Annotated in this window: 9 protein-coding genes; 8 read left to right on the top strand and 1 reads right to left on the bottom strand. The window is 67.1% G+C overall.

Features of this window, described 5'->3' with window-relative positions:
* The first annotated feature begins 543 nt into the window (after nucleotides 1-543).
* From ACQUQD_RS14715 to ACQUQD_RS14695, 5 genes are all read left to right on the top strand, one after another.
* Nucleotides 544-1,575, top strand: a complete 1,032-nt coding sequence (locus tag ACQUQD_RS14715) for an ABC transporter permease (RefSeq protein WP_428952514.1) — start codon at nucleotides 544-546, stop codon at nucleotides 1,573-1,575.
* A gap of 107 nt (nucleotides 1,576-1,682) precedes the next feature.
* A complete protein-coding gene (locus tag ACQUQD_RS14710) occupies nucleotides 1,683-3,479 on the top strand; it encodes an ABC transporter substrate-binding protein (protein ID WP_428952513.1) in 1,797 nt (598 codons plus the stop codon).
* A 111-nt stretch (nucleotides 3,480-3,590) separates the two neighbouring features.
* Nucleotides 3,591-4,568, top strand: coding sequence for an ABC transporter permease (locus tag ACQUQD_RS14705; protein ID WP_428952512.1), 978 nt, complete (start codon nucleotides 3,591-3,593; stop codon nucleotides 4,566-4,568).
* A gap of 10 nt (nucleotides 4,569-4,578) precedes the next feature.
* Entirely contained in the window at nucleotides 4,579-5,640 is a 1,062-nt protein-coding gene (locus ACQUQD_RS14700) for an ABC transporter ATP-binding protein (protein WP_428952511.1), read from the top strand.
* Nucleotides 5,641-5,667: 27 nt separating this feature from the next.
* On the top strand, nucleotides 5,668-6,783 hold the full coding sequence (locus tag ACQUQD_RS14695; protein ID WP_428952510.1) for an ABC transporter ATP-binding protein: 1,116 nt from the start codon (nucleotides 5,668-5,670) through the stop codon (nucleotides 6,781-6,783).
* A gap of 136 nt (nucleotides 6,784-6,919) precedes the next feature.
* Here ACQUQD_RS14695 and ACQUQD_RS14690 read toward each other — a convergent pair whose 3' ends face one another.
* Entirely contained in the window at nucleotides 6,920-7,660 is a 741-nt protein-coding gene (locus ACQUQD_RS14690) for a class I SAM-dependent methyltransferase (RefSeq protein WP_428952509.1), read from the bottom strand.
* Nucleotides 7,661-7,792: 132 nt separating this feature from the next.
* Here ACQUQD_RS14690 and ACQUQD_RS14685 point away from each other — a divergent pair, with 132 nt between their 5' ends.
* From ACQUQD_RS14685 to ACQUQD_RS14675, 3 genes are all read left to right on the top strand, one after another.
* Nucleotides 7,793-9,424, top strand: coding sequence for a peptide ABC transporter substrate-binding protein (locus tag ACQUQD_RS14685; protein WP_428952508.1), 1,632 nt, complete (start codon nucleotides 7,793-7,795; stop codon nucleotides 9,422-9,424).
* A gap of 85 nt (nucleotides 9,425-9,509) precedes the next feature.
* Complete coding sequence (locus ACQUQD_RS14680; protein WP_428952507.1) at nucleotides 9,510-10,433, top strand: ABC transporter permease; 924 nt, start codon at nucleotides 9,510-9,512, stop codon at nucleotides 10,431-10,433.
* Nucleotides 10,426-11,442 carry an ABC transporter permease gene (locus ACQUQD_RS14675; RefSeq protein WP_428952506.1) on the top strand — a complete coding sequence of 339 codons (1,017 nt, stop codon included), beginning with the start codon at nucleotides 10,426-10,428 and terminating at the stop codon, nucleotides 11,440-11,442. The genes ACQUQD_RS14680 and ACQUQD_RS14675 overlap by 8 nt, the downstream gene beginning before the upstream one ends.
* Nucleotides 11,443-11,447 lie beyond the last annotated feature (5 nt).

The raw sequence follows: 11,447 nt of genomic DNA, 5'->3' as shown, positions 1-11,447 counted from the left end.
CTGTTTGTCCGGATTTTGGGAGATGTACGCATCAGGTGTGATCGAACCGAGACCAAAAGAGTGTGGTCGACGAAGGCAGAGTGGCTAATAGTTGACGGCGTAGAGCTCGGGTCAATGGGTCACGCGCTGTGGGGAGCGTCGACTCGCGAGCACACTGAGGCACTCGAACCCTCGCCGTCAGGGGTGTCGGCCGGGTGACATGTGCCTCCACTTGTAGTGAACAAAGTGGACTCATGAGGAGGAACCCATGCGAGGTGCCACAAGCGCCATATGGGTCGCGTCGTCCCCGATGACAGGTGTAGGTCCCGCGGGCACGTTCAGTCCCGTCGCCGCGGGCGAGGTAACGATCCAGCGTCGCGAAGGCTCTTGACGACCCGGTCCGTCGACCGGCCCGAGGCCGGCCGCGGATCAGGGTTCCCCAGGGGTGGGTTCACCCCAGTCGTTGTTCCCGTCGCGCGCTTCGAATGACGTACGCCGTGCGAAGGTCGCCGAATCTCCGGATACCCGGCCGACGACCTCCAACACCTGTGAAATGGACGAATCATGACGAGTCCAATCGAGATTGAGGGCGCCGAGACCTCTTCCGCCTTGGACAAAGAGAGCGCGCCGCAGGGTGACGCCCAGGAGCCCAAGAAGCTGGAAGGGCGCAGCCCCGGCCAGTTGATGTGGCGCCGCTTCAAGCGGGACAAGACGGGCATCACGTCCGCCTGCATCGTCCTCTTCTTCTTCCTGATAGCCGCCCTGGCGCCGGTCATCACGAAGCTGTACGGCAAGGACCCGTACACCTTCTACGGCCAGGACGACCCCACGCTGCTCAACGAGTTCAACCTGCCGGCCGGGCCCAACGGCGGTATGTCGCCCGAGCACTGGTTCGGCATCGACCCGAACTACGGGCGCGACGTGTTCGCGTACCTGCTGTACGGCATCAGGACGTCGCTCTTCACCGCCCTGCTCGCGACCATCGGCATGGTGCTCATCGGCATCATCATCGGTCTGACCGCGGGCTACTTCGGCGGCAAGATCGACTACTGGCTCGGCCGGCTGATCGACTTCATGCTCGCGCTGCCCAACCAGCTGTTCATGGTCGCGGTCATGCCCGTCATCGTCACGGTCTTCGTGGCGCCCGACGAGGAGACGCCGACCTACGTCCGCTTCCTCGCCATCACCGGCGTGATGTGGCTGCTGACCTGGATGAGCCTGGCGCGTCTGATCCGCGCCGTCACCCTGTCCCTGCGCGAGCGCGAGTTCGTGGAGGCGGCGAAGGTCGCGGGCGCCTCTCCCTGGCGGATCATCCGCAAGGAGCTGCTGCCCAACCTGGTCACGCCGATCATCGTGCAGGGCACGTACATGCTCCCCAGCACCATCCTCTCGGTCGCCTTCCTCTCCTTCGTCGGTGTGGGCTATCAAGACCCCACTCCCGACTGGGGGTTGATGTTCGCCACGGCCGCGAACATCTACGAGCAGGACCCGACCTACATGTTCTTCCCGGGTGTCGCCATGGTCGTCTTCGTCGTGGCGTTCAACCTCCTGGGTGACTCGGTCCGGGACGCCTTCGATCCCAAGACCGGGCGCTGATCCAGCGTCACCCAGGGGGCCGCTGCCACCCGGGCGCCGGGACGACCATCCGGATGCGCCAGGCAGCACCAAAGGATCACTACTCACAGGCAGGTGGACTCGACTCCATGAGCATCCTTCGATCGCGCACGGCGCAGGCAACGGTCATCGCAGTGACCGCCGGGGCCCTCGCGCTCACCGGCTGCAGCAGCGGCAGCAAGAGCAGCAACAAGCCCGCGGGCAAGTCCCAGGAGGACGCCAAGGCCCAGGCCAAGCCCGTCGCCATGGGCACCGCCCAGGACTCGGTCGGCCCCGCCAAGCCGGTCGCCGGCGCCAAGAAGGGCGGGACCGTCCAGGTCTACCAGGAGGCGGACTTCTCGCACCTGGACCCGGGCCAGATCTACGTCTCCGACGCCGGCATGCTCTCCAAGCTCCTCTACCGTGGTCTGACCACGTACACCGAGGACGACAAGGGCAACCAGACCGTCGTCGGCGACCTCGCCACCGACCCGGGCAAGATGACGGACGGCGGCAAGACCTGGACCTTCACCCTGAAGGACGGGATCAAGGACCAGAACGGCCACGTCATCACGTCGGCCGACATCCGTCACTCCATCGAGCGGCTCTACGACCCGTTCCTGACGGACGGCCCGACCTACATCCAGCAGTGGCTGTCGGGCGCGGGCACCAAGTACCGCGAGGCCTACAAGGGCCCGTACAAGGGCAAGCACCTGCCCGACTCGGTCCTGTCCACGCCGGACGACAAGACCATCACGTTCCACTTCCTCGAGGCGCACACCGACGTGCCGCAGGCGCTCGCCATGGCCGCCTACTCCGTCGTGCCCGAGAAGACGGACACCAAGCAGAAGTACGACCAGGCCCCCGTCGCCACCGGTCCGTACAAGGTCGCCTCCTACAAGTCGGGCAAGTCGCTCTCCCTGGTCCGCAACGACAACTGGGACGAGAAGACGGACCCGCTGCGTCACGCCTACGTCGACGGCTGGAACATCGAGTTCAACCACGACAAGGCCGACCAGACGAAGACGATCCTGGCCGACCGCGGCGCCGCCAAGAACGCCATCATGTTCACCGGCCAGATCGACGCCACCCAGCTGCAGAAGATCACGTCCGACAAGGCCGTGATGAAGCGCACGATCCAGGGCTACGCCCCGTACGTGTGGCAGCTGAACTTCAACATGGACCGCATCAAGGACAAGCGGATCCGTGACGCCATCGCCCTCGCGATCCCGGCCACCTCGGCCGCCCGCGCCGACGGTGGTGCCTACGGCGGTGACGCGGCCACGTCGCTGATGTCGCCCACCACCCCGGGCTACGACAAGACGTACGACCCGTTCAACCGCACCAAGAAGCCCAACGGTGACATCGCCGCGGCGAAGAAGCTCATCAAGGAGGCGGGCGCCGAGGGCAAGAAGCTCGTCTACGCGTACGCCAACACGCCGGTCCGTACCACCCAGGCCAACCTGATCATCAACCAGCTGGACAAGATCGGGCTCGACATCCAGAAGAAGGAAGTCGACCAGGCCACCTGGTACGAGCAGATGGGCAAGGTCAAGAACGGCATGGACCTGTACATGACCGGTTGGGGTCAGGACTGGGCCGACGGCAACACCGTCTTCCCGCCCTCCTTCGACGGTGCGCAGATCCAGGACGGCGCGTCCAACTACTCGCACACGAACGACAAGCACGTGAACTCGGAGCTCGCCCGCATCCAGAAGATCGCGGACGCCGACGAGCGCGCCTCTGAGTACGCGAAGCTCTCGAAGTACATCTCCGAGAAGATCAACCCGGCTGCCCCGATCTACTACACCAAGGTGTTCCAGATCGCCGGCTCCAACGTGGGTGGCCTGCGCTACGGCCAGGTGGTCAGCTACACCGACCCGACCACGATCTACCTCAAGAAGTAAGCAGTACAAGGCAGTCACCGGGGGTGAGGGCGCGGCGGAGCCCTCACCCCCGGGCCGCCGGATCCCCCTCCTGGCCTCCCACCGCCGCCGTCCTGAGAGCAGCTTTTAGCGATGCTTCGATTTCTCATACGCCGGGCGTCTGGCGCAGCACTCATCCTTCTGCTGATCAGCGCCTTCACGTTCTTCATGTACTTCGCCATCCCACAGGACCCGGCGATGCTCGCGTGCGGCAAGAACTGCACCCCGGCCGCGCTCGACATCATCCACAAGAACCTCGGGCTCGACGACCCGGTGCCGGTGCAGTACTGGCACTACCTCTCCGGCATCTTCGTCGGACGTGACTTCGCGGTGGGACACTGCGACGCGCCGTGCTTCGGCGTCTCGTTCCGCAACAACCAGATGGTGTGGGACACCATCATGGACCGCCTCCCGCTGACCCTCTCGCTCACCTTCGGTGGCCTGATCGTCTTCCTGATCGTGGGTCTCGGCGCCGGCATGATGGCCGCCCGCTTCCGCGGCACCTGGCTGGACAAGACCTTCAGCGGCGGCTCGCTGGTGCTCAGCTCGTTCCAGATCTACTTCCTCGGCCCGATCGTGCTCGGCATCTTCGTCTACAGCACAGGCTGGCTGGACAAGCCCAAGTACGTCCCGATCACCGAGGATCCGGCCGGCTGGTTCATGGGCCTGCTGATCCCGTGGCTCGTCATGGCGACGATCTTCACGGCCAACTACACGCGTCTGTCCCGCTCCTCGATGATCGAGCAGCTGCAGGAAGAACACGTGAGAGCGGCCAAGGCCAAGGGCATGAGCAGCCGGTACGTCTTCTTCCGGTACGCCTGGCGCGGCTCGATCATCCCGATCGTCACCATCCTGGGCATGGACATCGGCGCCCTGCTCAGTGGCGGCATGGTCACCGAACTCACCTTCGGCCTGGCCGGGTTCGGCCGCCTCGCCCGTGACTCGGTCATCCTGAAGGACCTGCCGGTCCTCATGGGCGTCATGATCATCAGTGCCGCCTTCATCATCATCTGCAATGTCGTCGTGGACGCCATGTACGCCGTGATCGACCCGCGCGTGCGCCTGTCCTAGGAGAACCCCCGTGACCACACTCACCAAGACCGAGGACGCCCCGGCCCCGACCGGTTCCGAGGCGTTCCTCTCGGTACGCGACCTGCGGGTGCAGTTCTCCACCGAGGACGGCGCCGTCAAGGCGGTGGACGGCCTCTCCTTCGACCTCGAGCGCGGCAAGACGCTCGGTATCGTCGGCGAGTCGGGCTCCGGCAAGTCGGTCACCAACCTGACCGTGCTCGGCCTGCACAACCCCATGTCCACCACCATCGACGGCGAGATCATCCTCGACGGCCAGGAACTGCTCACCGCCTCCGAGCCCGAGCTGGAGAAGCTCCGCGGCAACAAGATGGCGATGATCTTCCAGGACTCGCTGACCGCGCTCTCGCCGTACTACACGGTCGGCCGGCAGATCGCCGAGCCGTACCGCAAGCACACCGGCGCCAGCAAGAAGGAGGCCCGGGACCGGGCCATCGAGATGCTGGGCAAGGTCGGTATCCCGCACCCCAAGCAGCGCGTCGACGACTACCCGCACCAGTTCTCCGGCGGTATGCGCCAGCGCGCCATGATCGCCATGTCGCTGGCCTGCAACCCGGAGCTGCTGATCGCGGACGAGCCGACCACGGCGCTCGACGTGACGGTGCAGGCGCAGATCCTCGACCTGCTCAAGGACCTGCAGCAGGAGTTCGGCTCCGCGATCATCATGATCACCCACGACCTGGGTGTCGTCGCGAACATGGCCGACGACATCCTCGTGATGTACGCGGGCCGGGCCGTGGAGCGCGGCACCACCCGCCAGGTGCTCAAGACGCCCGAACACCCTTACACCTGGGGCCTGCTGAGCTCGATGCCGCGCCTGTCGTCGGACGTCGACGAGCCGCTGCTGCCGATCCCCGGCTCGCCGCCCTCGCTGCTCAACCCGCCCACGGGCTGCCCGTTCCACCCGCGCTGCGCCTTCACCGACAAGGTGTCCGACGGCCGCTGCTCGGGCGAGCGTCCGCTGCTCCCGGTCGGGCGGGGCTCCGCCTGCCACCTGGCGGCGGAACAGAAGCAGCAGGTGTTCATCGAGACGATTCAGCCCCGGCTGGGCTGAGCTGAGACCGGCGACTGGGGCAGAACCATGAGCGAGAACAACACCACCACCACGGCGGTCGCCGACGCGATCCCCGAACAGCGGGACGGCGACGCCGCACCGCTGCTGAAGGTCGAGGGCCTGCAGAAGCACTTCCCGATCAAGGGCGGCTTCCCGATCCGGCGCACCGTCGGCGCGGTCAAGGCCGTCGACGGCGTCGACTTCGAGGTCTACCCGGGCGAGTCCCTCGGCCTGGTCGGCGAGTCCGGCTGCGGCAAGTCGACCACCGGCCGGCTGCTGACCCGTCTGTACGAGCCCACCGCGGGCACCGTCACGTACAACGGCCAGGACATCAGCCACGCCAGCCGCAAGCAGCTGGCGCCCATCAGGTCCGAGATCCAGATGATCTTCCAGGACCCGTACGCGTCGCTGAACCCGCGGCAGACGGTCGGCACGATCATCTCCGGCCCGATGGAGATCAACGGGATCAACCCGCCCGGCGGCCGTGAGAAGCGGGTCCGCGAGCTCCTGGAGATCGTCGGCCTCAACCCGGAGCACTACAACCGCTTCCCGCACGAGTTCTCCGGCGGCCAGCGCCAGCGCATCGGTGTCGCCCGCGCGGTGGCCCTGGAGCCGAAGCTGATCATCGCCGACGAGCCGGTCTCCGCGCTCGACGTGTCGATCCAGGCCCAGGTCGTCAACCTGCTGCAGAAGGTGCAGCGGGAGATGGGCATCGCGTTCGTCTTCATCGCCCACGACCTGGCGATCGTGCGGCACTTCTCGCAGCGCGTCGCGGTCATGTACCTCGGCAAGATCGTCGAGATCGCCGACCGTGACTCGCTCTACAACCGTCCCCGTCACCCGTACACGCACGCGCTGATGTCGGCCGTGCCGGACGCGGACATCGACGCGGAGAAGAAGGAGCGGATCCGGCTCGAGGGCGACGTGCCCTCGCCGATCGCGCCGCCGTCCGGCTGCCGGTTCCGTACCCGGTGCTGGAAGGCGCAGGAGAAGTGCGCGACGGAGGAGCCGCCGCTGGTGCAGATCTCGGGCAGCAAGCCCGGGCATCTGACCGCCTGCCACTTCCCGGAGGACCCGACCACCGAGGCCCGCGCCGAGGACATCGTGCTCGACCCGGCGCTCGTCGCCCTGGAAGAGGACTGACTCCGTCGGTTGTACGTGACGTGGCCCGGCCCGGTGGACTCCACCGGGCCGGGCCACCGTCGTTTCGGCTGCGGGGTCCGGTGGGGCTTCTCGCGCCGTTCCCCGCGCCCCTGAGATGCGCACTGCGTGCGGCATCTCATCGATGAGGCAGCCGCTCCGCAACCCGGCACACGGTGATGATCTCCGGGCTGGAAGCCGTCAGCGGGGAGCGGTCCCAGTCGCCGTACCGGACCTCCGTCACCAGCCCGGCCCCCTCCAGGAAGACATCCAGCTGACCCTCGGAGAGAAACCGCAGGGTGCTGCGACTGACCTCGGGCGCCCCCCACCCCGCCCCGCTGAACGTCGTGTCGAAGGTGACGGTGCGCCCGTCGAACCCGGCCACGACCTCGTGCGCGATCCGGACCCCGGCCACCTCCACGGCCCGCTCCGGCACCCATGACTCCCAGGCCCGCGCCGCCGGATGGCGCGTCTCGAACGCGAACCGTCCCCCGGGTGCGAGCAGCTCCCGCACCGCGTCCAGCGACGTACGGATCTCGGCGTCGTCCACCCAGACCTGGAACGCGTGGCCGTTCATCAGGGCGAGGTCGAACAGGCCGTCCGGGCGGGCCGAGGACAGGGTTCCGTCGATCCACTCCACATCCGCCCGCCGGCGCCGCGCGACGCTCAGCATGCCCGCCGCCGGGTCGAGCCCGCACAGCCGCCCCGGGTGCCCCTGCTCGCGCGCCCGGGCCAGCAGCGCACCCGTCCCGCAGCCCACGTCGAGCACGGATCCGGCCCCGCGCACCAGGTCCAGATAGAAGTCGTCGCAGGGGGCCCACGGGTTCAGGGAGTCGTAGAGACCGGCGAGGCGGGCGTCGGCGAAGGCGTGATCGACCATCGGGTGATCATCGCGCCTGGGGCGCGTGCTGCGCGACGCGATTCCCGGAAGGGCGACTCCGGAGTGCGATATGTCCGCCTTGGGTCGATATTAAGGCGTACGTGTCACGTGATCGGTTAGAGGAGGCACTCCATGCGTGGAGCCACGCACGCCAAGTGGGCCGCTGGTGCGGTGGCCGTAGCCCTGACGGCGACGGCCTGTGGTGGCGGCAGCGACAGCGGTGGCGGCGGTGACGGCTCCGGGATCGTCCGGTCCTCCTGGGGAGACCCGCAGAACCCGCTGGAGCCCGCGAACACCAACGAGGTGCAGGGCGGCAAGGTCCTGGACATGATCTTCCGCGGGCTGAAGCGGTACGACCCGAAGACGGGCGCCGCCAAGGACATGCTGGCGGAGAAGATCGAGACGTCCGACCAGACGAACTTCACGATCACGGTCAAGGACGGCTGGACGTTCTCCAACGGCGAGAAGGTCACCGCCAAGTCCTTCGTGGACGCCTGGAACTACGGCGCGAGCCTGAAGAACAACCAGAAGAACGCCTACTTCTTCGGTCAGATCGACGGCTACGACAAGGTGCACCCGGACTCCGGGAAGCAGAGCGCCGACACCCTGTCCGGGCTGAAGGTCACGGGCGACCGCACGTTCACGGTCAAGCTGAACCAGAAGTTCTCCACCTGGCCCGACACCCTCGGCTACGCCGCCTTCGCGCCGCTGCCCAAGGTGTTCTTCGACGACCACGACGCCTACGTGAGCAAGCCCGTCGGCAACGGCCCGTACACCGTGGACTCGTACCAAAAGGGCTCCCAGATGTCCCTGCGCAAGTGGGACGACTACCCGGGTGACGACAAGGCTCAGAACTCCGGCGTGGACCTCAAGGTCTACACCGACAACAACACGGCCTACACCGACCTGACGGCAGGCAACCTCGACCTCGTCGACGACGTGCCCGCCTCGCAGCTCAAGAACGCGAAGACCGACCTCGACGGCCGGTACATCAACACGCCCGCCGGCATCATCCAGACGCTCGCCTTCCCGTTCTACGACGCGGACTGGAACAAGGCGGACAGCGACAAGGTCCGCAAGGGCCTGTCGATGGCGATCAACCGCAAGCAGATCACCGAGACGATCTTCGAGAAGACCCGTACCCCGGCCACCGACTGGACCTCGCCGGTCCTCGGCAAGGACGGCGGGTACAAGGAGGGTCTGTGCGGTGAGTTCTGCGACTACAACCCGACCGAGGCCAAGAAGCTGGTCCAGGAGGGCGGCGGCATCCCCGGCGGCCAGGTGCAGATCGGCTACAACGCCGACACCGGCAGCCACAAGGAGTGGGTCGACGCCGTCTGCAACTCCATCAACAACGCCCTCGGCAACGACAAGGCGTGCGTCGGCAGCCCCACCGGCACCTTCGCCGACTTCCGCAACAAGATCACCGACAAGAAGATGACGGGCCCGTTCCGCGCCGGCTGGCAGATGGACTACCCGCTCATCCAGAACTTCCTGCAGCCGCTGTACTACACCAACGCCTCGTCCAACGACGGCCACTGGTCCAACAAGGAGTTCGACTCCCTCGTGGACAAGGCCAACGCCGAGTCCGACCAGGCCACCGCGGTGAAGACGTTCCAGCAGGCCCAGGAGGTCGTCCGGGACAACATGGCGGCCATCCCGCTCTGGTACCAGAACGGCAGCGCCGGCTACTCGGACAAGGTCTCGAACGTCGCGCTGAACCCGTTCAGCGTGCCGGTCTACAACGAGATCAAGGTCAACTGACGCCAGGGGAGCGGCAGTCCGCGCCGGTCACCGGCCGGCTGCCGCTCTCGCCGCCCGCGGAAACGGAACCGGAACCGGAGTCCTCATGGGACGTTATGTGATCCGGCGCCTGCTGCAGATGATCCCGGTCTTCATCGGCGCGACGCTGCTGATCTTCCTCATGGTCAACGTGATGGGCGACCCCATCGCCGGGCTGTGCGGCGACAAGGCCTGCGACCCTGCCACCAAGGCGCAGCTGTCGAAGGAGTTCGGCCTCGACAAGCCGGTGTGGCAGCAATACCTGACGTACATGGGGAACGTCTTCACCGGTGACTTCGGCACGGCGTTCAACGGTCAGAAGGTCACCGAGCTGATGTCGACCGCGTTCCCCGTCACCATCCGCCTGACGATCGTGGCGATCCTCTTCGAGATCGTCGTCGGCATCACGCTCGGCGTCATCACCGGCCTCAAGCGCGGCCGGCCCATCGACACCACCGTGCTGCTGCTGACCCTCGTCGTCATCTCCATCCCGACGTTCGTCACCGGTCTGCTGCTGCAACTGCTGCTCGGCGTGAAGTGGCACTGGATCGAACCGGCGGTGTCCACGGACGCGAACTTCGGCGAACTGATCGTGCCCGGCCTGGTCCTCGCCTCGGTGTCCCTCGCGTACGTGACCCGGCTGACCCGGACGTCCATCGCGGAGAACAAGCGCGCCGACTACGTGCGCACCGCCATCGCCAAGGGCCTGCCCCGGCGCCGCGTCATCACCCGGCACCTGCTGCGCAACTCGCTGATCCCCGTCGTCACCTTCATCGGCGCCGACGTCGGCGCCCTGATGGGCGGCGCCATCGTCACCGAGCGCATCTTCAACATCCACGGCGTCGGCTACCAGCTCTACCAGGGCATCCTGCGCCAGAACACCCAGACCGTGGTCGGCTTCGTGACGATCCTCGTGCTGGTCTTCCTCGCGGTGAACCTGATCGTCGACCTCCTGTACGCCGTACTCGACCCGAGGATCCGCTATGCCTGAACCGCAAGCGCCAGAGCCCTCTTCCCGGTCCGGTGGCGGGCGCGCGCCCGAGGACGGCGCCATCGCGGCGACCGGTATGGGCGGCGCGATGGACCTGGCCACCAGCGAGGGCGCGGCCCTGGAGAACCAGCCGGGCGGCCCCACCGGCGGCGGCCCCGCCGGCAAGCCGCGCAGCCTGTGGTCCGACGCCTGGCGCGACCTGCGCCGCAACCCGATCTTCATCATCTCGGGCCTGGTGATCCTGTTCCTGGTGATCATCTCGATCTGGCCGCAGCTGATCGCGTCCGGCAACCCGCTCTCCTGCGACCTGTCCAAGCGTCAGCAGGGATCCGAGCCGGGCCACCCCTTCGGCTTCGACGGCCAGGGCTGCGACGTCTACACGCGCACCGTGTACGGCGCCCGCAACTCCATCACCGTCGGTGTCTGCGCCACGATCGGCGTCGCGATCCTCGGCTCGGTCCTCGGCGGCCTCGCCGGGTTCTTCGGCGGGTTCTGGGACTCGCTCCTGTCCCGCATCACCGACATCTTCTTCGCGATCCCCGTCGTCCTCGGCGGTCTGGTCCTGCTGTCGGTGGTCACCAGCAACACCGTCTGGCCGGTGATCGGCTTCATGGTGCTGCTCGGCTGGCCGCAGATCTCCCGCATCGCGCGCGGCTCGGTCATCACGGCCAAGCAGAACGACTACGTGCAGGCGGCGCGGGCCCTCGGCGCCTCCAACTCCCGGATGCTGCTGCGGCACATCACGCCGAACGCGATCGCGCCGGTCATCGTCGTCGCGACCATCGCCCTCGGTACGTACATCGCGCTGGAGGCGACCCTCTCGTACCTCGGTGTCGGCCTGAAGCCGCCCGCGGTCAGCTGGGGCATCGACATCTCGGCGGCCTCCCAGGGCATCCGCAACGCCCCGCACATGCTGCTGTGGCCGGCCGGCGCCCTCGCCATCACGGTGCTCGCGTTCATCATGCTCGGCGACGCGGTGCGCGACGCCCTCGACCCGAAGCTGAGGTAGCGCCC

It is taken from the genome of Streptomyces sp. cg35, assembly GCF_050410835.1.
GTDB lineage: Bacteria > Actinomycetota > Actinomycetes > Streptomycetales > Streptomycetaceae > Streptomyces.
This window is presented reverse-complemented; position numbering and strand designations above follow the sequence as displayed.

Bases quoted from the DNA above. Each gene is read 5' to 3' on its own strand.
- ACQUQD_RS14715 (WP_428952514.1), top strand. From the start codon at position 544: ATGACGAGTCCAATCGAGATTGAGGGCGCCGAGACCTCTTCCGCCTTG.
- ACQUQD_RS14710 (WP_428952513.1), top strand. From the start codon at position 1,683: ATGAGCATCCTTCGATCGCGCACGGCGCAGGCAACGGTCATCGCAGTG.
- ACQUQD_RS14705 (WP_428952512.1), top strand. From the start codon at position 3,591: ATGCTTCGATTTCTCATACGCCGGGCGTCTGGCGCAGCACTCATCCTT.
- ACQUQD_RS14695 (WP_428952510.1), top strand. From the start codon at position 5,668: ATGAGCGAGAACAACACCACCACCACGGCGGTCGCCGACGCGATCCCC.
- ACQUQD_RS14690 (WP_428952509.1), bottom strand. From the start codon at position 7,660: ATGGTCGATCACGCCTTCGCCGACGCCCGCCTCGCCGGTCTCTACGAC.
- ACQUQD_RS14685 (WP_428952508.1), top strand. From the start codon at position 7,793: ATGCGTGGAGCCACGCACGCCAAGTGGGCCGCTGGTGCGGTGGCCGTA.
- ACQUQD_RS14680 (WP_428952507.1), top strand. From the start codon at position 9,510: ATGGGACGTTATGTGATCCGGCGCCTGCTGCAGATGATCCCGGTCTTC.
- ACQUQD_RS14675 (WP_428952506.1), top strand. From the start codon at position 10,426: ATGCCTGAACCGCAAGCGCCAGAGCCCTCTTCCCGGTCCGGTGGCGGG.